The sequence below is a fragment of the Flavobacterium supellecticarium genome (assembly GCF_004801375.1).
GTDB lineage: Bacteria > Bacteroidota > Bacteroidia > Flavobacteriales > Flavobacteriaceae > Flavobacterium > Flavobacterium supellecticarium.
The window spans coordinates 967,128-990,047 of sequence record NZ_SSNZ01000001.1 but is presented as its reverse complement, the minus strand read 5'-3'; the positions used below and the strand labels follow the sequence as shown (position 1 = coordinate 990,047).

Genomic DNA, 22,920 nt, shown 5'->3' with positions numbered 1-22,920 from the left:
TTATTCGTTTAGAATTAATTTTCCGTGGTTGTAAATTCCATAGGCTTTTCCTTTCATCGGTTGTCCCAGAAAAGCGGAATTTTTAGATTTGGAAAGAATATGGGCTTTGGTAAATTCCCATGTTCCTTCGGTTGTAAATAAACTCAGACTCGCTTTGTGATCGACGTTTATCGACTGTTTTTTTAATCCGAATAGTGCTTTTCCGGCGGTTAAGCGGGCTACGATAATGTCAATTGGAAGTACAGCAGCTAATGCTCCGAAAGCACTTTCCAAACCAATAGTTCCGTTTTTGGCATTGTCGAATTCCATTTTTTTATGTTCGATATCCAACGGATTGTGATCGGAAGTGATCATGTCGATCGTGCCATCGATAACGCCGGCAATCAGGGCTTGTCTTTCTTGTTCGTCGCGTAAAGGTGGTGTTACTTTATAACGGGTGTCAAAACCAGTTAGTTTTTCGTCGGTCATTACCAAATGGTGTACCGCAACGCTACAGCTCACGTTTAAACCTTTCGCTTTGGCTTCGCGTATTAAAGATACGGATTTTGCCGTAGATACGGTTGGGATATGTAGTTTTCCACCGGTGTATTCCAACAGGAAAAGATTACGGGCTACGTGGATTTCTTCGGCTAGTGTCGGAATTCCTTTTAATCCAAGGCGCGTACTCACGATACCTTCGTTTACCACTCCGTTTCCTTTTATTTTTTCATCCTGACAATAAGCGATGATCAGGCCGTTAAAATCCTGAGCATATTGCAGTCCGATTTTTAACAGGTTGGCGTTGTCCAGACTTTTGTTATAATCGCCAAAAGCCACGGCACCAGCATTGGTCATGTCGAATAATTCGGCCAGGTCTTTTCCTTCGCTGTTTTTGGTCAGTGCGCCAATCGGATGTAATTGTGTGGCAGCTTCCCGGGCTTTGTGTACTACAAAATTAACTTCGGTCTGATTGTCCACTACAGGAGCGGAATTGGGTTGTAACGCTATATCGGTAAAACCGCTTCTGGCGGCAACATTCAGTCCGTTGGCAATCGTTTCTCTTTCTTCATAGCCTGGTTCGCCAAGCGATACGGAGCTGTCAAACCAGCCTTGGGAAACATGGAGATTTTCCAGTTCGATAACGGCGGCGCCTTCTTCATTCGAAAGGTTCGATCCGATAGCACGGATACTACCATCGATAATTTTCAGATCCGTTTTTTGGTTGTGATACGGACTGTCGGTATCGATGATCGTTGCGTTTTTAAGAATTACATTCATTTTACGAATTTTTGGATCAGTAGTTCTAGTAATAAAAATAGTAGTGTTGCGATGATAAAATATTTCCAGGCTTCACTGGCTGTTCGTGTCGAATGGATATCGTTGTAAACAGTGGCAATGGAGTCGGTTTTGATATAGTTATCGTAAATGTTTTCGTTGTGCAGGCTCAGATCGCTTTCGGTACGGGCATGATTAAAACTGATGTTTTTCAAAATCGTATTCCCTTTCGCGATAGCATAATTTCCTGATTGTTCCGGATAGTCTCCAAAGGACAGTTTGATCTTGTTGTTTAGGATCTGTTGCATGGGGATAAAATCCGATTTTTCGTTTTGAACGGTTATCACTTCATCTTTCGATAATATAACGTCCAATATCAGACTTTGATTGTCTCCGATAGTAAATTCGGATATTCCGGTTTTCTGATTATTTTGTGCCATGTTGTAAAAAGTAGGTACAATTAACGGGGAGTTTTGGAAGTTACTGTTTGTTTTATTTATCGGCGCAGCAAACAGGTATAGCATTCCGATTTTATTGGTTACCGAGCTCAAAAACGGCGACTGATCGTCGTAACTTAAAATACCGGCCGGATTACCGCCAATCGTAAAAGTAGTATTGACTTTCGGATATTGGAAGTTATCGGTTTTCTTTTCGAATACGGTTTGGTATAGCGGATGGTTAAAGGCTATTTTCGTGATTTGTTTCGGTGTATTTTGTAAGGAACCGATTTTGCTGATTCCGAAATTCCCGGAAAATGAAGTCAGATTTTGTACCGATGTTTCCGTTGCCGGGATTACCACAATTGTACCTCCTTTGTCGTAAAAAGCCTTTAAAGTAGTGGTCAGTGCCTGCGGAATTTCTTTTAATTCGTTTATAATAATCGCGTCTTGTTTGTCGAGTGCATTATAATCAAGTGTGCTTAAAGTAGTATTTTTATATTGGAATTCATCCGGAGTGTAAATCCGTGATAAAAATGCATTTTTGTCGGCATCACCGATAGCAATCACATTGGATTTTTCCGGTTTCGAAATGCTGAAATAATACGTATTGTCGTAGGTCAGGCTGTTGTCTTCCAGAGAAACATAACCGTGGAAATCTTTTTTCGGAAGATTGAATACAATATTTTTTTTCGGGGTATCAAATGCAATCACGGTTTTGGCAACCAGATTTTTACCGTTATAAACCGCCATTGGGATTTCGGATTGTAATTCGCCATAAGCACTTAATGCTACTTTGATCTCGTAAAAATCATCGGATTGCTGGTTGATCGAAACCTTATCGATACTGATGTTATTTTTGTTTTCAGCCTTTGGAATGATACAATAAACCGGACTTTGTTCCTGGATGACCACCGCGTTTTTATCGGCTTGTACGGCATCGGTAATGATCACAATATCTTTCGGAACATTGGGTTTTTTGGCTTCGACTTTGTTTCGTAAAAAATCAAGTCGGAAAGGAACCGAACTGTACGATAATGATTGTAACTCTTTTTGGATCGAACGGATATCGGTATCCCAAAACGCTTCGGTATTGGTGACTAAAGAAAACCGCTGATTGTCCGGAGTGTTTTCCAAAAGATCCTGTACGGCTCGTTTTAACAATTCACCGCGATTACCTTTGGCTTGCATCGAAAAGGAATTGTCCAATAGGATTACCATTTCGTTGGCTGTATTTTTGGTGTCTTTTGCGTTAAAAAATGGTTGTGCAAAAGCCAGAATCAAACAGGTTAGCAATAGTAATCGCGTACAAAGCAATAACCATTTTTTTATTTGCGAACTCTTTCGTGTCTGGATACTGACTTCTTTCAGGAAGCGAACATTGGTAAAGTATTCTTTTTTAAAACGACGCAATTGAAATAAATGAACCAGAATTGGTATAACCAATAGAAAGAGGAAATACAGAATTTCAGGATGTTTGAATTGCATTGTATTTTAATGTTTGTCAAAAATAGTAATTAGTTTTTAGTTTTCGACATTACTTCGGGTACCAATTATTTCTTTTTTCGTTTGGCAGCTCTGTTCTTTTCTACAGCACGGTTACGCGGTTTTGTTTTTCGCGGGTTTCGTTTGCCCGGACCACCAAGGTTTACTTTTTTATTTTTGTCGGATTTATCGTGAAAAGCACCGCCTCCTTCAAGTTTAGTTCTTTTTAAAAGGAATTTTACTTTTTGTTTTTCCTTTTCAAACTCCAATCTTTTTTCTTCTATTGTTACGGATCCCGGAATTTCCAATATTTCCAGTTCTTTTTCCATTAGTAATTCGGATTCAACCTGGAATTCTTCTTCTTTCGGATCGATGAGGCTAATGGCAATACCTTCTTTATCGGCACGACCGGTACGTCCGATTCGGTGGATATATTGTTCCGGAACTTCCGAAAATTGCATGTTAATCACATGGGTAATATCCGAAATATCCAATCCACGCGCCATAATATCGGTGGTTACGATACCGCGAAGGTTTCCTTCCTGGAATTCGGCCATCGTATTCAAACGGTAATTCTGGGATTTGTTGGAGTGGATTACTCCAAACTGACCGGGAAAGTCTTCGTCCAAATGTTCCATAAGGATATCGGCAACCCTTTTGTTATTTACGAATACCAAGATGCGTTCCAGACTATCGTCTTCCGTTAGTAAATGTTTTAAAAGATTTACTTTGGTTAAGAAATTCGGTACATGGTATGCAATCTGACGTATTTTTTCCAATGGTGTTCCGGATGGAGCTAAGGAAACTTCTTCCGGAAAATCGAAATATTCGTCCAGTAATTCATCCACTTCATCCGTCATGGTCGCCGAGAATAAAATATTCTGACGTTTCGGTTTCATCATCGATAAAATAGACGTGATCTGAAAGCGGAATCCTAAGTTCAGGATTTCGTCAAACTCGTCAATGACCAGCTTTTGCATTTCGTCAAAACGAACAACATTATCCAATGCCAGATCCATTAATCGCCCCGGGGTAGCTACCAAAATGTCTACACCTTCGTAAACGGATGTTTTCTGTGTATTGATGTTTACGCCTCCGTATACGCCCAATACGCGAACAGACATGTATTTGGATAGCTTTTCAACTTCTTCAGCCACCTGAACCACCAATTCTCTCGTTGGTACAATGATCACTACTTTTGGCGTATGTGTTGGCGTAAATTTCCACTGTTTTAAAATCGGTAACAGGTAGGCAAATGTTTTACCCGTACCGGTTTGGGCAATTCCCATCATATCCCGTCCCGACATAATTACCGGAAAAGAACGCTCCTGAATCGGAGTAGGCGTGGTCAATCCTATTTCGTCTATAGCTTTTTGTAAGGATTTGGGAAGATTAAATTGCTCAAAAGTGGTCATATAGTGTTTATTTTGGGCAAAGATACAACATTTATTTTTTTATGGGATTTCGGTATCAACAGGGTATTAATGGGCTACTGATTCTTTTTGAAGCTAACTTTATACGTACAACGCGTCGCCCCGGAAACAATATGATCCAGACGTTCTATGGTTGTTTTTTCGCCTAAAACAGCCTGAAATGTTTCTAACTCGGATTGGCAAAACCCCTGACATATCGTAGCTGCAGCGCAAATCGGGCAATGGTTTTCGTATATCAAAAAATGATCATCTTCCTGGGTATAGCCGGCCATATAACCTTCGTTGTTCCGGATTTCGGTTAGAATCTGAATGCGTTTTTCAAGTGCGTCTATACCCGATACGGCGTTTAGATAGCTGTTCCGGATTTCTGCGGAATGGGCTTCGATAACGGCATCTAGTGCTTTTTCGCCAAGTATTTCCCTTGTTTTCTGAATCAGTTTTACCGTCAAATCCGCATGCGTATCCGGGAAACGGGAATTACCGATAGCGGTAAGCGACCAGATCTGCTGCGGTCGGCCGCGTCCTTTGGAAACCGTTTCCGATAGTACCAATCCTTCGGAAGCGAGCTTTAAAATATTAAAACGCGCGCCTTCTGTGGTTACATTCAGTTCTTTGGCCAGGGTTATAACAGAAAGCGGGCCTTTGGTTTTTAGTATCCATAAGGCTCTTTCGTTTTCCGGTAATTTAATTTCCATAATAAACAAAGTGATTATTTGGTTTATTAGGCAAATTTACTACATTTGCTTCAGAATCAAAAATAATAAACAGCGATTGTACCTAAACAGGATTAGCGCGAAATTTGTGGGTTGTAGCTATCCATAAGTACAATCGGATTCGTTTGGATTATGACTGAAGATACGACTATAGAAAATAAAGTGACGGCTTCCGGGATTTTACGATTGGATTTAGAAGCCTACCGTCCCGAGATGACTTTTGTAACATTTGATATAAAATCCTACTTATATGAGGAGTTGATCATTGTGGAAAAAAGTTTCAGAACTGCGATGGATTCCGTAAATTGGGAAGACTATTCCGGTAAAGCGGTGTCGGTAGTTTGTTCTGTTGATGCGATTATTCCGCAATGGGTTTATATGTTGATCACGACAAAATTAAAGCCTTTTGCGGTGTCAATTGCCTTTGGAACAGAAAAGGAACACCTGATAAAAATTTGGGAAAAGTCGGTAGAAAATGCCGATTTGTCTTTGTATTTTGATAAAAAAGTGGCTGTTAAGGCCAGTGAACATATACCGGATGCCCTTTATATTTGCGTAAGCACTATTCTGGCCGGTAAAGTGGCTTCGTTGCTATATGGCGAACCAGGATTGCCCAAAGTGATCCGGAAATATTAACCAATTATTGTGATTTATGAACGTACTTGTATTTAATGGCGCGTTGGAAAGAAGATCCAATGCGACCTCACATAAAATTGCCGATTATTTTAAAACCGAATTCGAAGCGACCGGTGCAAATGTTACCGTTTTTAATCTGCCGGATTCCGGGATTCCACTTTTTGATGTAACACTGAATACGGTTCCCAAATCGGTTGAAATGATGGCGCATGTATTTCGCCATGCGGATATACATATCTGGCTCACACCTTTGTACCACGGCGGAATGACCGGTGTGATGAAAAATTGCCTTGACTGGCTGGAAGTCAGTTCGAAAGAAACGACACCGTATTTAACGGATAAAACGATCGGGTTTGTTTGTTGGGCCGATGGCAGTCATGCGATGAATGGTATTACGAATATGGATGCCGTGGCGAAATCATTACGGGCCTGGACGTTGCCTTTTAGTATTCCGGTTGCGCGTAAAGCGTTGTACGACCACGAAGGCGCGTTTACGGACGAGTACCGTCAGAAATTTGATCAAATGGTGAAATTACTGGTGAATTGTAAGCATCATAAACCAGTATAATTCAACGAACAGTTGGTATCGTTTTCGTGATACCGATAGCTGAATCCTAAAAAAAAACCGTAACCTATTGAGAATTCTCAATAGGTTACGGTTTTTGTATTTGTATCGTTTTTAAATGTTGTATTTCCGTTCAAAAATCAGTAAGAAAGAGTCATTTATGCTATTGTTTTTTAATGTTTACGGAACTTTTGGTAAACGTTTAAAAAATGAAAATTATGAGATTCGTCACTATTGTAAAAAAAATGGGAGTTCCTTTTTTAGGAATACTGTTGTTTGTTTCGTGTGGTTCCGATGATTCCGAAATTGCCAGAAGCGGTTCCGGTTTAAGTCAGGAAGAGAAAAATTATAAAAAAGAATTGATCCTAGCAAAATTTAAAGAGTTGGGATTAAATCCGGCCAATGTATCGTTTACAGATGAGATCGATCCAAATAATTGTATAATGCTGAAATCATTGGATGATTTAGAAAAGATATTTCCAAAAGAAACTATTTTAAAAGAAGAAGAGATGTTGCCTGTGTTGGATACATTACAGGATAATAATACAGCTGCCAGATATGGAGGTGACTGGGATTGGGTTGATTATTGTTATTATTCCGGGCAATTTCCGGTTAGTAATGCTTCATTTATGAGTATGTTTCTTAGTTTTAATTATAGTAGGAGTTTGTTAGATGCCAGGCAATTTGATGCCATTACCAATGTTTTTACGGATATTATAGGCTTCACATTTGGAGCATCCTATAGTCAAAGTTTTTATCATTTTAATATAGATAGAGGAGCACCTTACGAATTAACTGTTGAAGGCATTTTAAGCTATAATATTGGTTTTGAAGCTTTGGGGACAGTTTATAGGCGTAGAATGATAACTAAAGGAAGATTTTCTCCTCCACTCGGTAAATATGGAGGACACACATCATTTGCTTTTTTTACAGCATATTTTAAAGACATGGAATAGATTACTATTTAAAATATAAAGAAAATGTTGTTAGATATATGTTTACAAATGATTATGCCACTTTTGGCTGTATTTATCATCTTTAGTTTGTTTCGACTGAGTAAATCGAGATTGGAGTCGGACAGAAAAATTATCTGGTGTATACTGATACTTGCCTTTCCGGTTTTGGGAAGTCTGGCCTATTTTATTGTTGGAAATAAATAAGCATATAAAAATTAATCAGCTATATTTTGTGATAATTTAGTTTTTTATTTAGAATGATTCTTATTAATTTTGCCCAACTGTGATTTTGCAGTAGTTGCAGTAAAAACGGTATCATTCAAAACCAAATTATCATGACTATAAACATCAAACAGCTATTTATCGCTTCGATAACACTGGCTTCCGTAACGCTTCACGCGCAACAAAATGTATTTTTAGAGCGCTCTTTCTGGAAAAAAAATCCTGACATTACCACTATAAAATCGGAAATCCAAAAAGGCGGAAATCCTTCACAGCTTAACAACAATGCTTTTGACCCGGTGGTATTTGCCATAACCGAAGGGGTTTCTAACGACGCCATCAAATTTTTATTATCGCAAGAAGGTAACGGTGTAAATAAGCTAACGCACGATGGTAGAACCTATTTGTTTTGGGCAGCTTATAAAGGAAATGTCGATCTGATGGAGTATTTATTAAGCAAAGGTGCTAAAACCGATATACAGGATGACAAAGGGTATACCCCATTGAATTTTGCCGCTGCAAATGGCCAGGCAAACACCAAAGTGTATGATTTATGCCTAAAAAACGGAGCCAATCTGAAAAAAGATGTAGATCATGAAGGGGCTAATGCACTTTTATTAGTTGCAGCTTATGATAAAGATTTTTCTTTGATCAACTACTTTGTGAATAAAGGATTGGATCTTAAAAGTACCGATACCAATGGAAATACAGCTTTTAACTATGCCGCCAGAACCGGAAATATCGAAACCTTGAAAGCGTTGTTAAAAAAAGGAGTGAAGTTTAACGATAACGCGATGATCTTTGCCAGTCAGGGAACACGTGGTACAGCAAATACTCTGGAGGTATATCAGTATCTGGAAGAATTAAAAATTAAACCGACAGCTACCGGTAAAAACGGAGAAACCGTTTTACATGCCATCGTAAGAAAAGACAAACAAGGTGATATTATTAAATATTTCATGTCTAAAGGTGTCGATATAAACCAACCGGACAAAGATGGTACTACCGCTTTTATGAACGCAGCAGCCGGTAACAGCGATCTTGAAGTGCTAAATATTTTACTACCTTCGGTTAAAAATATCAATCAGACGAATAAAAAAGGAGCAACCGCATTATTATTAGCGGCACGTTACAATTCTCCGGAAGTGGTTCGTTTGTTGTTAAGTAAAGAGGCCGATGTAAAAGCAGTGGATGCCAATGGGGATAATGTAGTAGCCTATTTAATGCAATCGTATACACCGCAAAAAGAAGAGTTGTTCCGCGCCAAATTAAAAACAATAGAACAAACCGGATTGAATGTTGCTACGCCTCAGAAAAACGGAAATACATTGCTACATATGGCAGTTGCAAAAAACGATATGTCGTTGATCAAACTTATCGAAGGCTATAAATCGGACGTAAATGCTAAGAATAAAGAAGGTATGACTGCTTTACATAAAGCGGCTTTGGTAGCGCAGGACGATACGATTTTAAAGCATCTGATCAACAATCTTGACGCTAAAAAATCAATCCAGACCGAGTTTAAAGAAACAGCCTATGACCTGGCTTCTGAAAACGAAACATTGACTAAAAATAAAGTATCACTAGATTTCTTAAAATAAGAATATGAAAAAACTGTTTAAAGTAGCCCTTATCCTTGCGTTGACATTTTGTTCGGGAGCAACCATAATGGCGCAAAAAACCGGATCATCGAAATACAAATGTATGGTTCAGATGACAAATTATCCCGGTGAAGGTGCTTATATTGTGGTATCGTTAATCGATCCGAAAGGAGCCTATGAAAAAACACTTTATGTGATGGGTGATGATAAAAAATGGTACAAGGACCTGAAAGAATGGCATAAATTCCAGACTAAAAAACCGGCCAATCTTAGCGCCATTACCGGAGCATCGGTTTCGGGTGGGGAACGTAGTATTACAGTACTGGAATTAGAAAATGCGAAGATTAATGCCGGTTATAGCCTTCGATTCGAATCGGCTGTAGAAAATCAGGAATACCGTGTGAAAGACATCGAATTCCCGTTAACAACCGAGAATCTTTCGGGTAAAAATGAAGGTACGGGATATATCCGTTACGTACGTATCAGTCCGAATTAACAACTGGAACTATGACAATCTCATTATGGAGATACAGCCATCTCGCGTTGGCTGTATCTTCTTTTCTCTTTATAGCCCTCGCTTCCGTAACGGGAATAGTGCTTGCTTTTGAACCCGTTCTGCAAAAAACACAACCCTATCGCGCAGCTGACTTCAACCAAATTACGGTGGCTGAATTGCTACCGGTACTGAAAAAGGAATACGACGAAATTACCGATGTAACGATTGATGCCAATCAGTTTGTAATAGCCAAAGTGATTGATGCCGATGGTAAGGATGTAACCGTTTACATTGATCCGAAAACAGGAAAGTCGCTTGGAACGGTTCCTAAAGAAAATGAATTTTTCCGATGGGTAACCACATTGCACCGCTCGCTTTTTTTACACGAAACCGGAAGGGTTTTTATAGGCATAACCGCCTTTTTATTGTTTCTGATCGCGAGTACCGGAACGGTTTTAGTAATTCAGCGGCAACGTGGTTTAAAACGTTTTTTTACCCGGATCGTTAAAGAAAACTTCGCACAGTATTACCATGTACTATTGGGACGACTAGCATTAATTCCGATTTTGATCATTACAATTACCGGAACGTATCTGTCGTTAGTGCGCTTCGAATTGTCAGGATCGGAAAAAAAGAAAACACACGATATTGATTTTGATGCCATCCGTTCGGAACCGGCTCAAAAGTTATCCGATTTTAAAGTATTTCAGCATTTACCTTTATCCGAAGTGCAATCCATCGAGTTTCCGTTTTCCGAAGATGTAGAAGATTATTATACGTTTAAACTAAAAAACCGGGAATTGGTTGTGAATCAGATCACCGGAGATATCCTAAGCGAAATTCCGTATTCGAAAACCACACTTTTGTCGAATTTGAGTCTGACGTTGCATACCGGGCGTTCGAGTGCTGTTTGGGCGATTGTTCTGGCGATAGCGGCAGCGAATATCCTGTTTTTTATTTATTCCGGTTTTGCAATTACGTTAAAAAGACGTGGCAATCGTGTTCGTAATCAATTTAAAAGTGATGAAAGTCGTTTTGTAATCTTGGTAGGTTCGGAAAATGGGACAACATTCCGTTTTGCGAATGCCGTTCACGAACAGTTATTGAAACAAGGAGAGAAATCCTTTATTGCCGAGTTGAATGCGTATACGGTTTTTCCGAAAGCAGAACACCTGATCCTGTTAACCGCTACCTACGGTTTGGGTGATGCGCCGACAAATGCAGTAAAATTCCAGACATTATTGGAAAAGCAACCACAATTGCAACCGGTTCATTTTTCGGTTTTAGGTTTCGGATCCAAATCCTACCCGGATTTCTGTAAGTTTGCTTTTGAGGTTCACAATATACTGGAGGAACAAACATGGGCGACACCATTTCTGGATATTCATACGGTTAATGATAAATCTCCGGATGATTTCCAACGTTGGACGAACCTTTGGTCGCAAAAAGCCGAAATCCCTTTTTCCGGATCGATGATTGATTTTCAGGGCAAACCGAAGGGATTAAAAACGTTTACCGTTGTTTCGAAAACCGAACTGGCCCATACAGACGGTGCCTTTCTGATTCAGATCGCACCACAACACAAGTTAAAATTTACATCTGGCGATTTATTGGCGATTTATCCGGCAAACGATTACCGGGAACGGCAATATTCAGTTGGAAAAGTGGGCAATATGGTTCAGTTGAGCGTAAAATTATATCCGGGAGGTTTGGGCTCGTCTTACCTGTATGCATTAGAACCCGGCGATATCGTAAAAGCCCGAATCGTTCGTAATGAACATTTCCATTTTCCGAAAAAAGCCCGAAACGTCATTATGATTTCAAACGGAACCGGTATTGCACCGTTTTTAGGAATGCTGGACGAAAATAAATGGGCGAATTGTTATTTGTATTCCGGTTTTAGGGGGGAAGCCTCATTTGACTTATATCGGGATGGAATTGATTCCTGCCTTGCTTCACAAAAGTTAAAACAATTGCATGTTGCCTATTCGCGTGAAGGTGCAAAACAGTATGTAAAGGATTTACTGGTACGAGATGCTGTTTTTATTGCCGAAACCTTACAATCGGGAGGTGTGATCATGATTTGTGGATCACTGGCCATGCAACAAAATGTTATGACGCTATTGGAAATGATCTGTAAAGAACAGAGTGGCATGGATTTGAGCCATTATCAATCGCACAACCAAATACTGACGGACTGTTATTAAGTACTGTAATTTATAAAAGCGCAGCTAATTTTGCTGCGCTTTTTAGTTTGAGGATGTCCGGTTGTATGGATTATAGTAGTATTTCGGTCATTATGGCGACATCCTGTAAGGCCGTTATCAGTGCGGTGAGGTGTTCAATTTCTACGTGATCCATAAGGACAATTTTATACCACTGATTGGACGCATCGTGTTTTTGCGGTACCATGTTAAAGCGGTTGGCGATCGGTTCCGGTATATGTGAAGCCCGAACGGTTACAATGTTCATAGAAGGTTCCCGGAAATAAGGAATTTCCAAGTCATCCAGCTGTTGGCATAACCAGTTGGTTCGCATCTGTAAAATACAAACTTTTTCAAACCATCCGTGGGCACCATAGGTTGCCAGAATCAGCCATACGGCAACGGCATTTGCTCCGGAACGGCTCCCACAGAGTGTCAGGTCAAGTCCCTCTACATATTCGGCTTCTTTGGTGAGTACATTTTCGATAAGTCCTTTGCGACAGATAAAAATACCGGTTCCATAAGGTGCCTGTAGCATTTTATGCGCATCGATGGTAATGGAACTGATCTTTGGGTTGCGGAAATCAAGTTCGGAAGAAGCATTACTAAACGGATACACAAAGCCACCATAGGCCGCATCGATATGTAATTGATAATTCAAGTGGTGTTTTTCAAGTAATGAAGTATAGATATCCGGATCATCTACCGAACCAAACATGGTGGTTCCCATATTGGCCACTACGATGAAATATTTTTTACCGTTTTCTTTGGCTTTGATCAATACTGTTTCCAGTGTTTCCGTTGTGATGGAGCGGTGCTCAAAATCTACCGGTACTTTCAACCAGTCAATCAACAGCAGGTTAGCACCTTTCGGAATGGAATAGTGGGTATCTTCGGAAGCCAGGATTGCAATTTCATTGGGATGCGCTCCAAAAGTGTTGCTAAAATAATTCCGGTAAATCCATAATGCCTGTATATTGGCTTCGGTTCCGCCGGGAGCGATATAACCGTCGAAGTTTTCAGGTTCCATATGAAAGATATCCACTGCAATTATATTAAGTACTTCACGTTCGATTTCCTGCGTCCCTTTAAAGGCTTTTTCGGAAGTGCCAAATGTATGACAACCAATATGGTTTGGATTGGCTACAAACGATTGTAGCATCGGGGCATCTTTTAAAAAAGGAGCTTCATCGTAAAATACTTTGCCATCCAGTTTGGAGGCGGGATAGCCTAAAGAGGCATCTTTTGAAAAGTTAACATTTTCTGCCAGCGCTTCCCGGATGCGGAGCTGACGTTCGCCAGCCGAGAGTTTTTTCCAGTAATTCATATGGTTCTAATAGGTTTCTGCAAAATAATAAACCTATTTGCAGATAAAACATGATAATTGTTAGGTTTTGAATGTAAAGTACAGGTTCGAAACATAAGGGCGAACCGTTTAAATTAATGTCTGTAAAAGGGCTGTTTTTGACTCGGTTAGATTTGCCTGAATTTGAAAGGGTATCCATTAACTTTGTAGTATATGGTTTTGATATTTTAAATTATTGTTCTGTATCCTCATTTGATAGTACCATTCCGTAGATTAAATAAATATAAATATATAATGAGTCTGAATAAGTATTTTGTATCGTCGGGTATGTCGATAATAGGTTTTCTAATTATAATTCTTTTTGTTTTTACGACTGTTTCCTGTTCTGAAGAGCGAGATGTTTTTACTGCCGATTCGGTAAACGGAATGAAGGTTTTGGAGTTTAAAATCCAGTTGAATGATTTTAACGGAACTTCAGATAGCAACCCAACGGAAAAGGAGCGTAGTATAAAACAGCTTTGTCTGTTTCTTTTTCAGAATAATGGCGATGAATTGGTTCAGGAGGATCGCTATCATGAAATTGAAAATGGAAAAATAAGGGTTACTATTCCGGAAAGTGAAATAAAGACGGGATTAAAAGCCTATTTAATCGCGAATATGAGTTTCTCTAACGATCCGATAACGGAGGCAGAATTACTTCAATTGAAAAGTACACGTCGGCCCGAAGATTTTATAGGTGATGGTTTTCCAATGTGTACCAGTGTACTTCCAATAGCATCCGATAAAGCAGCTCCGGTTGTAATTGAAGCGCTTTTGGAAAGGGTTCCATCAGCATTTTATATACAGGTTGAAGAAAATGCCGCGGCAGGGATTATTTATAATAATAGTTACCGGATAGAAGTTGAAGGATTACAAATACAGGAAGGCGCTCTGTTTAGCAATACCGTAACAGTACTACCAGCACAGGGAAAAACCAATTACAGTTCGAAACTGACAGCGGTAAATACGCCTGAAAATGTGGCCTACTTTTATCAGAGTCAACGGATCAAAATATATATTACACCAAACGACCCTAATCTGGGTAAAACAAAAATAATTATGATCGAAAATTCTGAAAGTGCATCCCGAAATAAGAAATTTTTATTAAAAATTAAACCGGTAAAAACAATCAAACAGGCTGTTGATTTTAGAATTCAGGTAGCCGAGTGGGAAACAGCGGTAATTTTGGTAGAAGTTCCTTTGCTTACTGATGTTCCTCATAAACCGGGAATACTTTTTGCCGAGGGGGTTAGTCTGGATTCAGGATGGTACGACCTCAATAAATCCTTTGGACAGGGTGGTTTTTCAAACGATTCAAATATGTGTTGGGCGGCAGTTACAACGAATATGATTCAATGGTGGCAGGATCGTTATATAGCCGATGGGAATGTACTTCCCGTTGGGGCTCCAAATGGTTTTACTCCGGGTAGAGAGCATGCTAATTTCCGGCAATTGGCAATTTTTGATGCCTTTGCTTCACACTTTTCAAATGTCGGTGGGCATGAAGTAAGTGGTGTAGCCTGGTATTTTCCTAAGTATTTTCCGGAGCTTTTTCCAAATACAGATCATTTTTTTGATCATACATACTATGATGATAAATTTCCTAAAAATTTAAAAGAGTTTTCCGATTTTATCATTAATGGTTTTAAGGAAAGAGGTGTTTTGTCTATAGGGACATTTATGCGTACTGGTCAGCATACTCGTTCCCTTTGGGGATGTAAGTATAATACCAATACCGGGATTGTTGAAAAATTATATCTGGTCGATTCAAACGATAAAAAAGCTATTATGTGGTTAGATGTGCCGGTAAGTGTCTCAACAAGTGGGAAATTGATGGCCGGGCCTCATGAAATATCGTCACTTTCTGTGCTTTATGCCCATCCGGGAAGAAATGCTTCTACTTTGTTATAATTCGTATATACCAGAAACTCGAAAAAACAGCAAGTTTTACGAAGTTAGCTCTGGAATACTAATGATTTTGCTAATAACAAAAAGGCTGCCCCGAAAGACAGCCTTCTTTATATAATATTAAGGGCGATTAGAAAAGCATTTTCTGTGTTTTCACTTCGTTGTTGACCGTTACCGTTCTTACGATGATCACCTGATTGTTGTTGTTTAATTTGTCGATAGCAATTGCCTGAGCATTAAAGTTATCGTTATTGAACAATACTTTACCAGATAGGTCAAAAATAGTTACGGATTGGATTGCATCTGTAGAAGACACAACGTTGATCACATTGTTTTGTTTGTACATCGTGATGGCGTTAACCGGTTGACCTAAAGTAAGGTTTTGAGCTACTTTAGCTACTGTTTCAACAGTTGTAACATCGATAATATTTGAATTACCACTTGTGTTACCAGCTACAGCTCTTACTCTGTAGTAGTACGTTTTGTTTGGTACTAATCCGGATACCGGTAGGCTAACTCCAAAAGAAGTTACGTTCTCATATCCTGGTAAGAATGATGGAATTGAACCAGAGAAAGTATGTGTACCTAAGTTGGTTACATCATTTACCGGTAATACATCCCATTCTGTAGCCAATGTGGGGAATCCAGAAGTTGGATTTACTGTTACTCCCGAAATTACAGATGCTTTACGAACTAAAGTTTTGTCAAGTGTAGTTAAAGAACCATTTGTCCAGGCTACTCCCGGATCTTCACCAATTCTTCCGATGATATCTACGTTAGCGTTTGTTGAAATTTTGTAAAGCGCTACAGCATCGTTACCGTTAAAGTTAACCGAAGCAACTACAGTAGCCGTACCAGAATAGAGAGAAGCACCTGAATTACGGATTACAACTGTACTTCCGTTAGCTAAAGTACCGGATAATTGTACGTCGTTTGCAGAACCTGAAGCACTGGTACTTCCGTTTGAATATAAACGTACACGGTAGTCGGATAAGTTAACAGCAGCACCGGTTCCGTTATAGATTTCTAAATATTTGTTTGTAGACGTTCCTTCCACATATTCGGAGAAGAATAAGTCGGTAGCAAGAGCAGTAGAACCAAATGTTGCAGACTCACTCACGTCTACACGGTAGCTTTCTGCACCGAAAACTTCATCCCAGTTGGCTGTAAAGCTGGTTCCTGTAACTGCTGTAGCCGCTGTAGCAACCGGAGCCGGTACCGGAGCAGTAGTGAACGTTAATTCCTGACCGTAGCTTACACCAGCAGCATTTACGCTATACGCTCTTGTATAGTATACTGTTTGTCCATATAAATCGGAAATGTTTACAGAATAGGTTCCGATTCCGGTTCCGTCATCAGCTCTGGCTATAACATCAGTTCCTCCGATTTCCGGTGAAGGTAATGTACTGATAACAACACCTCTTTCGATTACAGTTGAACATCCTTCGTTGGTTACCTCAGCAGTTACTTTTGCAGCATAAGCAGATAATACCTCAGTAGCTGTAGTAGCGACAGTAGCAACTTTGTTTACACCTGTACCGGCAGCTGTAACGATGATTGCTGTACCAGCACCAGCGATAGTTACGTTTTCGTTATAAGCGGCTACAGTTGTAGGCTCAAAACGTACATAGATAACCTGAGTATAGGTTCCTCCGGCTTGTGTTAATGAAAGAGTCGATGTAAATGGTCCCGCAGCATCAGTTGCAAAAGTGAAACCAGCAGCTGGTCCTACTTCGATAGCATCAGTAGTAAGGTTGATTCCGGATAAAGTAAAGTTTTGTACAGCACTTACAGTGTTACTACAAACGTCACCGAAGTTAGTCAATGCGGTTACCGTGAATGTAGGTTGTGTGTTCGCGATCGTAACTACTTCGATAGTGTTTGAGTTGTCACTTGTGTTTCCGGCAACAGCTCTTACACGGTAGTAGTAGTGTTTTTCAGGAGTTAAGCCTGTTACGTTATGTTGTGTACCATTTACGGTTAGGTTATCATAACCGGCAACAAATGAAGGAGCGATACCCGCAAAAGTGTGTGTCCCTAAGTTGGATACATCGTTTAATGGTAAAGCATCCCATTCTGTAGCCAATGTAGGGAATCCTGAAGTTGGATTTACCGTTACACCAGATGTTACAAAAGCTTTACGAACTAAAGTTTGATCAAGAGTGCTTACTGAACCGCTTGTCCAGGCTGCTCCCGGATCTTGACCGATTCTTCCGATGATATCTACGTTAGCGTTTGTTGAAACTTTGTAAAGCGCTACAGCATCATTGCCGTTGAAGTTAACTGAAGCCACCACTGTAGCTGTTCCGGAGTAGATAGAAGCTCCCGAGTTACGTAACACTATAGTGCTTCCGTTAGCTAAAGTACCGGATAATTGTACGTCATTTGCCGAACCAGAAGCACTAGAGCTTCCGTTTGAATATAAACGTACACGGTAGTCTGATAAGTTAACAGCAGCACCCGTTCCGTTATAGATTTCCACATATTTGTTTGTTGATGTACCTTCTACATATTCGGAGAAGAAAAGATCAGTAGCCGGAGCTGAAGAACCAAAAGTAGCCGATTCACTTACGTCAAGACGGTAGCTGGCAGCTCCTTCTGAAGCATCCCAGTTGGCTGTGAAACTGTTGTGTGATACGTTAGTTGCATCTGTAGCAACAGGAGCAATAACCGGAGCTGTAGTGAAAGTCAATTCCTGACCGTAGGTAGTTCCACCGTTATTAACACTGTATCCTTTTGTATAGTACACTGTGCCTCCAATTAAACCCGATAAGCTGGTAACATAATTTCCGATACCGGTTCCGGCATCTGTAACCTTGATTACATTGGTTCCACCGATTACCGGGTTAGCCGATGTACTATAAACAATTCCTCTTTCTGTTACAGTCGAACATCCTTCGGCACTTACTTCAGAGGTAACTTTAGCAGTAGCAGCTGTTAAAGCACCAGCTTCAATTGTAGTGATAGTCGATTGCGTGTTGATTCCTGTTCCGGAAGCTGCAATGGTAACAGCCGGAGCACCACCACCAACAATTGCAATGTTTCCGTTGTGAGTACCTGTAGTTGTTGGAGCAAAACGGATGTATACGGTCTGATTAAGTGTACCACCAGCCTGAGCGATAGATAAAGTAGCAACGAAAGGACCTGTTGCGGTTTCTGAAAACTCATATCCGGCTAAAGGACCTATTTCCAAAGGAGCTGTAGTCATGTTGATTCCTTCTACGATAAAGTTACGTACTTCTGAGAACTGGTTCACACAAACCTCTCCGAATGTACGGATTGTACCAACAGTTAATGTTGGTAAAGTATTTACTAAAGTACTGGCAGTAACATCGGCACTAAAGCTAGTTTCTACTGCCGGAGTAGCCTGATTTCTGGCTTTTACACTAAAAGTATAAGCGGTATTGTCGGCAAGACCAGTTACGGTAATAGTTCCCCATTGAGCAGCAGTTCTCCAAACCGGATTAACCCCTAAAGTACCGTTAGCCTGTACATAGCTTCCGTTGATTTCACGGATGGCATAGGTTGTAACGGCAGGATTATTGTTTTGCGTTGTAGCGTTTACCGTGATATCCAAAGTGTAAATTCCAGGATTGTTCACAGTTAAAATTCCCGGAACATTGGCAGCGGTATAGAAGTTAGCACCTGCTCCGTTAGAAACAGCACTTCCAGCTGTTCCAACAGCTCTGAAGAAATACTGTGTATTCGGTAATAAAGTGTTTAATACAGCACTGATTCCTGTAGCAGTGGTTCCACTTACTGATGATGGATTGGCAGCAATGCTGTTTCCGTAAGCAGAAGAAGTACCCCAGTTAAAAGCAGCAGTAGAAGTTGTTCCATTAGCATTAAGCGTACCGTTAAGTGTAGCTGAAGACGCTGTGATTGCTGAAGCAGCTACAGTAGTTACTGTTGGAGCATCGGACCATGATACCACTACATTGTCTAAAGCAATACCGTCACGACTACCTGATCCGCTGATTTCATCGTATTTCCAACGGATCCATACGTTTCCGGTGTTATTGTCGATGGCAGAAAGATCAATATTCGTATAATTGGTTACGGTACCTTCTGCAAGTGTACCGGATGCATAAGCTCCTCCGCTCACCGCTGTAAACCCGCTGGTAGCTGAGGTTGTACTGATCTCAAGATCAAAAGAATTGCTACGGGCTTGCTCTCTGATTTTGATTATATCATACGAAATTTTTAAGTTTGATTTACCTGTTGTATTGGTTAGTCGCAATACAATTGATCCCGGTACAAATGCACTTCCAGAACCAAGGATCCCGATTTTTGACCCATAGTTGTAGTTTGCACCTCCACTAGAAGTAGCATTACCCACTGTCATGGCATTGTCCACAGCCGTACCGTTATACGATGTCCATCCCGTAGGATACGTAGTTCCCGTTGCACCTGGTGTGGTGTTAAAATTTTCGGAGTAAGGAGAGGTACCCGGTAAGGTTACCTGACCCCACATCACAGTCGAGGCCAGTAAGGCCGTGAACAGAAGACCGGCATTGCCGATTGTCTTGTGTAAATGTGTTTTCATAAATTAAAAGATTTGGTTGTACTATTGATTATCAATACAATACAAACATAACGGCTAGGTGTTAAAAATTACCGTTTCTAAGATTGTGTTATAGTAAGCTGTAGGTTATTCTTTATTAAACAGAATGTTACCGGTTTAAATTATTTGTTAAATGAAATGACAGATTTTTAGGTTTAAGTACAGGCGTAATGCGAATTATTTGTGTTTTTTGATAACTATGCTATACGTGATGTAATTGTTAAGCAGTTGAATGGGGTAAAATCGAATATGTTCAATTGGGTTGGATTTTATGAGAGAAGTTGTTCAAACAAGTCATTTTTCTTGAAAAAGAGTGCATCACTTTTGGGAGCATTATAATACTTTCTATTTTATGATTACAAAAGAAAGTTTTTAATAAAAAATAGAATTAATGAAAAAAGTAATTTTTGGACTTTTGATAATGCTAACCTGTCCAGCAATGGCACAATGGTTTAATAGGACAATCTCGCATAATACTCTCGAACGGGAATACCGGCTCTACATACCGGAAAATTTTCAACCTTCCCAATCGACTTCTTTAATTATGGCATTACATGGAATGAGTGACACCGCGGAGGCATTTAGTAAAACCATAAATATAGAACGTTTGGCCAATCAGGAGCAAATCATTGTCGTTTGCCCACAGGCATTGCACGATACAATTCTGGGGTATACGGCGTGGAATTCCGGTGCAGGGATAGGCCCCGGAAAACAATTTAATGAAAGCATTGATGATGTGGACTTCATTAGAACGCTGATTGTTATGATTTCCGAACAATATGCAATTGTTCCGGATAAGGTATTTGCTTTTGGATTTTCGATGGGCGGTTTTATGGTGCATAGGTTGGCTTTGGAATTAAATGATAAAATAACTGCTTTTGCTTCTGTGGCCGGAACCATAGGTGAAAGTTTGCTACCTATGCTGGAAACAATTTCGGTTCGACCCGTTTCAATTGCTCATTTTCACGGTACAGGAGATAGTGTGGTGGCGTATATGAATAATGCATATGGGAGTAATGTGAGTATGATGTTAGCGTTCTGGAAAAAAAATAATAAAAGTAAGCCGGAGGCGGAACATCATTTTTTACCGGATCGGATTAATGATGGTTTTACTGTAGATCATTATCGGTATACCAGCGATTTTAATAACGCTATAATCGAATTGTTTAAAATAAATGGCGGTTTTCACAGATGGCTAAACGATGAAGATAATAGCGATATTTCCTATACCGATGAAATCTGGAAATTTTTCAAAAAAACGAGTACACTTGCGAATCCGTCGTGGGAAGCTTTGCAAACAGAATTAGCGGTTTATCCAAATCCGCTCACAGGAAATCAGATCAATATTCGTTTGAGTGGACATCAGCAATATGAAAACGAAGCTTGTACTGTTATTGTGTATGACGGAATCGGGAGAGAAATTATCCATGAAAAATGTAAATTAATATCTGGTAACGGAACGATAACGGTAAGAGATTTACCCAATGGAGGAATGTATTGGGTTGAGGTAACCGGAATTGAAAAACGCTTTAAAGTACATAAAAAGCTGTTAATTAACCGATAGATTCATGACTAGTCCTAAAATAACGATACAGGATTAAACTAAAAACACTTCCTACAGCAATTCGGGTATCATCTGTTTGAGGAATCTACTCAGGTAATATTTGGCTCGGGTAAAACGATCAGCTGCACGATTGGTACCCGGAAGCATGATGTTACCCGGAATGTTTTTCCAGTAATTATGTAAAGCCAGCTGTTTTTCAAAAAATAGGTGAGTTGGTCATTACGGTATAAGTAGGATCGTGATGAATAACCAGTTTACCATTAATATATTCAAAAATGGCATTACCACCATAAATATCGAAAATCGATAAATGGAGTGTCGTAAATTTATCGGTACCCGGAATAAAATCAGAAGCCACGACAAATCGTTCTTTGCTTAAATCCGATACAGCTTCACTAATAGTCGCAAAATTGTCCAGAACATATTGTGCCCATGTCGAAATAACCAGTCCTTTTTGTGTTCCATTCAAATCATAAGACGGATATTTGATTCGACCAACCATAAAACATTCGGAACAAGACCTTTCTCAGTCATACCATCGGTTGTGGAAATATCATAAGCACTTGTGATCAAACTACCATATTTGGATTTTCAAAGCAAACAGTTTTTTCCTGCTTCTCCGTTGCGTTCCATTCCTCCAGAAAAAAGCCAAAGGTTCGCTGGTATTTCGTCCTTCCAATCCATGGATCGTGCGGTGATGATCGTATAGTTAGAGCCTTTGTAAACCAAACGTTTACAGGTTTTTGTAGTTTCTGGTGTGAGGAAAATTAGGAGAAAAAAAACAAAAAAACAAAAAAACATCGGGTATTATTAAAAAACCGGAATGCAGTTTGGATAAAGTTAATCATATCATCAGATTTTGAGGTTACTATACGAAATGGAAATCAATTTAATGATTTATAGTTTGGTAATCAATAGTAGGGAAATATTTGAATAAAAGCACCTAAGCAGCGTTGTTTATAACGATTTGACGACCCTATCTTTTGGAAAACAGAAAATAAATCGAGTTTTAAAAAAAGGAATTATAGGTCAAAACATACTAAGAAAGAGCCAAATAGATTATAAAAATAAAAAATCGGGATACTTTTAGAAAACGTTAACGGAGACGAAACTTTTATTGTTTATTGAAAAAAACAGAAATTATGGAGTTAGTTACTTTAGAAAGCAAAGCATATCAGATGCTATTAGCAAAAATTGCAAAAATTGAAGAATACATTAAATCAGACGACGCAAAACCTAAACCGTCAAAAGAGCAGGAGGAAATATGGATGGACAATTATGATGTATGTCAATTATTCCATATTAGTACCAAAACATTACAGCGTTTGCGTAAGGACGAATTATTGCCGTATACAAAATTAAGAGGAAAATGCCTTTATCGTATGTCAGACATAGAAGTCGCTTTAAACGAACGATTAATTAACAGAAGTCCTAAAAAATTGGACGAGTTTCGAAAAAATTATGTAGTGAAAAATACGCACAAATAATAAAATAGAACGTATGGATACGATGACCGACATTGTATTGGGTTACTGTT

17 protein-coding genes are annotated in these 22,920 nt (G+C 39.5%); 10 read left to right on the top strand and 7 right to left on the bottom strand.

The window, feature by feature from the left end:
• From E6C50_RS04560 to E6C50_RS04545, 4 genes are all read right to left on the bottom strand, one after another.
• Window positions 1-1,257 (bottom strand): dihydroorotase, encoded by a 1,257-nt coding sequence (locus tag E6C50_RS04560; RefSeq protein ID WP_136402001.1) that lies wholly within the window; start codon window positions 1,255-1,257, stop codon window positions 1-3.
• Window positions 1,254-3,179: a vWA domain-containing protein gene (locus tag E6C50_RS04555; RefSeq protein WP_136402000.1), complete on the bottom strand. Its 1,926-nt coding sequence runs from the start codon at window positions 3,177-3,179 to the stop codon at window positions 1,254-1,256. Before E6C50_RS04555 ends, E6C50_RS04560 begins: the two co-directional genes overlap by 4 nt.
• Window positions 3,180-3,244: 65 nt before the next feature.
• A complete protein-coding gene (locus E6C50_RS04550) occupies window positions 3,245-4,591 on the bottom strand; it encodes a DEAD/DEAH box helicase (protein ID WP_136401999.1) in 1,347 nt (448 codons plus the stop codon).
• A 74-nt stretch (window positions 4,592-4,665) separates the two neighbouring features.
• On the bottom strand, window positions 4,666-5,304 hold the full coding sequence (locus tag E6C50_RS04545; RefSeq protein ID WP_136401998.1) for a helix-turn-helix transcriptional regulator: 639 nt from the start codon (window positions 5,302-5,304) through the stop codon (window positions 4,666-4,668).
• Window positions 5,305-5,454: 150 nt separating this feature from the next.
• On the opposite strand from E6C50_RS04545, the gene E6C50_RS04540 reads away from it, so the two are divergent.
• The 7 genes from E6C50_RS04540 (at window position 5,455) to E6C50_RS04510 (ending at window position 12,005) form a co-directional block, all read left to right on the top strand.
• Window positions 5,455-5,958: a DUF2480 family protein gene (locus E6C50_RS04540; RefSeq protein WP_136401997.1), complete on the top strand. Its 504-nt coding sequence runs from the start codon at window positions 5,455-5,457 to the stop codon at window positions 5,956-5,958.
• Window positions 5,959-5,974: 16 nt separating this feature from the next.
• Entirely contained in the window at window positions 5,975-6,526 is a 552-nt protein-coding gene (locus E6C50_RS04535) for an NADPH-dependent FMN reductase (protein ID WP_136401996.1), read from the top strand.
• A 215-nt stretch (window positions 6,527-6,741) separates the two neighbouring features.
• Window positions 6,742-7,479, top strand: a complete 738-nt coding sequence (locus E6C50_RS04530) for a hypothetical protein (protein ID WP_136401995.1) — start codon at window positions 6,742-6,744, stop codon at window positions 7,477-7,479.
• A 24-nt stretch (window positions 7,480-7,503) separates the two neighbouring features.
• Window positions 7,504-7,683 carry a PLDc N-terminal domain-containing protein gene (locus E6C50_RS04525; protein ID WP_136401994.1) on the top strand — a complete coding sequence of 60 codons (180 nt, stop codon included), beginning with the start codon at window positions 7,504-7,506 and terminating at the stop codon, window positions 7,681-7,683.
• A gap of 131 nt (window positions 7,684-7,814) precedes the next feature.
• Entirely contained in the window at window positions 7,815-9,302 is a 1,488-nt protein-coding gene (locus tag E6C50_RS04520; protein ID WP_168732738.1) for an ankyrin repeat domain-containing protein, read from the top strand.
• Window positions 9,303-9,306: 4 nt separating this feature from the next.
• The gene (locus E6C50_RS04515; RefSeq protein ID WP_136401993.1) at window positions 9,307-9,798 is read left to right on the top strand and encodes a DUF2271 domain-containing protein; all 492 of its coding nucleotides are present in this window, start codon (window positions 9,307-9,309) and stop codon (window positions 9,796-9,798) included.
• Between the two features lie 11 nt (window positions 9,799-9,809).
• The gene (locus E6C50_RS04510; protein ID WP_136401992.1) at window positions 9,810-12,005 is read left to right on the top strand and encodes a PepSY domain-containing protein; all 2,196 of its coding nucleotides are present in this window, start codon (window positions 9,810-9,812) and stop codon (window positions 12,003-12,005) included.
• Window positions 12,006-12,075: 70 nt separating this feature from the next.
• On the opposite strand, the gene E6C50_RS04505 is transcribed toward E6C50_RS04510, so the two are convergent.
• Entirely contained in the window at window positions 12,076-13,329 is a 1,254-nt protein-coding gene (locus tag E6C50_RS04505; protein ID WP_136401991.1) for a pyridoxal phosphate-dependent decarboxylase family protein, read from the bottom strand.
• A gap of 273 nt (window positions 13,330-13,602) precedes the next feature.
• Here E6C50_RS04505 and E6C50_RS04500 point away from each other — a divergent pair, with 273 nt between their 5' ends.
• Window positions 13,603-15,258 carry an IdeS/Mac family cysteine endopeptidase gene (locus tag E6C50_RS04500; protein ID WP_136401990.1) on the top strand — a complete coding sequence of 552 codons (1,656 nt, stop codon included), beginning with the start codon at window positions 13,603-13,605 and terminating at the stop codon, window positions 15,256-15,258.
• A gap of 127 nt (window positions 15,259-15,385) precedes the next feature.
• Here E6C50_RS04500 and E6C50_RS04495 read toward each other — a convergent pair whose 3' ends face one another.
• A complete protein-coding gene (locus tag E6C50_RS04495) occupies window positions 15,386-19,801 on the bottom strand; it encodes a lamin tail domain-containing protein (protein WP_136401989.1) in 4,416 nt (1,471 codons plus the stop codon).
• 409 nt (window positions 19,802-20,210) lie between these two features.
• On the opposite strand from E6C50_RS04495, the gene E6C50_RS04490 reads away from it, so the two are divergent.
• The gene (locus tag E6C50_RS04490) at window positions 20,211-21,383 is read left to right on the top strand and encodes an alpha/beta hydrolase-fold protein (RefSeq protein WP_136401988.1); all 1,173 of its coding nucleotides are present in this window, start codon (window positions 20,211-20,213) and stop codon (window positions 21,381-21,383) included.
• A gap of 196 nt (window positions 21,384-21,579) precedes the next feature.
• Here E6C50_RS04490 and E6C50_RS18065 read toward each other — a convergent pair whose 3' ends face one another.
• On the bottom strand, window positions 21,580-21,885 hold the full coding sequence (locus E6C50_RS18065) for a linear amide C-N hydrolase (RefSeq protein ID WP_394346668.1): 306 nt from the start codon (window positions 21,883-21,885) through the stop codon (window positions 21,580-21,582).
• Window positions 21,886-22,525: 640 nt separating this feature from the next.
• Between E6C50_RS18065 and E6C50_RS04480 the strand changes: the two genes are divergently transcribed.
• Complete coding sequence (locus E6C50_RS04480) at window positions 22,526-22,870, top strand: helix-turn-helix domain-containing protein (RefSeq protein WP_136401987.1); 345 nt, start codon at window positions 22,526-22,528, stop codon at window positions 22,868-22,870.
• Window positions 22,871-22,920 lie beyond the last annotated feature (50 nt).

Coding starts and splice junctions, on each gene's coding strand:
- E6C50_RS04510 (WP_136401992.1), top strand. CDS start 9,810: ATGACAATCTCATTATGGAGATACAGCCATCTCGCGTTGGCTGTATCT.
- E6C50_RS04555 (WP_136402000.1), bottom strand. CDS start 3,179: ATGCAATTCAAACATCCTGAAATTCTGTATTTCCTCTTTCTATTGGTT.
- E6C50_RS04515 (WP_136401993.1), top strand. CDS start 9,307: ATGAAAAAACTGTTTAAAGTAGCCCTTATCCTTGCGTTGACATTTTGT.
- E6C50_RS04520 (WP_168732738.1), top strand. CDS start 7,815: ATGACTATAAACATCAAACAGCTATTTATCGCTTCGATAACACTGGCT.
- E6C50_RS04525 (WP_136401994.1), top strand. CDS start 7,504: ATGTTGTTAGATATATGTTTACAAATGATTATGCCACTTTTGGCTGTA.
- E6C50_RS04535 (WP_136401996.1), top strand. CDS start 5,975: ATGAACGTACTTGTATTTAATGGCGCGTTGGAAAGAAGATCCAATGCG.
- E6C50_RS04480 (WP_136401987.1), top strand. CDS start 22,526: ATGGAGTTAGTTACTTTAGAAAGCAAAGCATATCAGATGCTATTAGCA.
- E6C50_RS04495 (WP_136401989.1), bottom strand. CDS start 19,801: ATGAAAACACATTTACACAAGACAATCGGCAATGCCGGTCTTCTGTTC.
- E6C50_RS04530 (WP_136401995.1), top strand. CDS start 6,742: ATGAGATTCGTCACTATTGTAAAAAAAATGGGAGTTCCTTTTTTAGGA.
- E6C50_RS18065 (WP_394346668.1), bottom strand. CDS start 21,885: ATGGTTGGTCGAATCAAATATCCGTCTTATGATTTGAATGGAACACAA.
- E6C50_RS04560 (WP_136402001.1), bottom strand. CDS start 1,257: ATGAATGTAATTCTTAAAAACGCAACGATCATCGATACCGACAGTCCG.
- E6C50_RS04505 (WP_136401991.1), bottom strand. CDS start 13,329: ATGAATTACTGGAAAAAACTCTCGGCTGGCGAACGTCAGCTCCGCATC.
- E6C50_RS04550 (WP_136401999.1), bottom strand. CDS start 4,591: ATGACCACTTTTGAGCAATTTAATCTTCCCAAATCCTTACAAAAAGCT.
- E6C50_RS04545 (WP_136401998.1), bottom strand. CDS start 5,304: ATGGAAATTAAATTACCGGAAAACGAAAGAGCCTTATGGATACTAAAA.
- E6C50_RS04540 (WP_136401997.1), top strand. CDS start 5,455: ATGACTGAAGATACGACTATAGAAAATAAAGTGACGGCTTCCGGGATT.
- E6C50_RS04490 (WP_136401988.1), top strand. CDS start 20,211: ATGAAAAAAGTAATTTTTGGACTTTTGATAATGCTAACCTGTCCAGCA.
- E6C50_RS04500 (WP_136401990.1), top strand. CDS start 13,603: ATGAGTCTGAATAAGTATTTTGTATCGTCGGGTATGTCGATAATAGGT.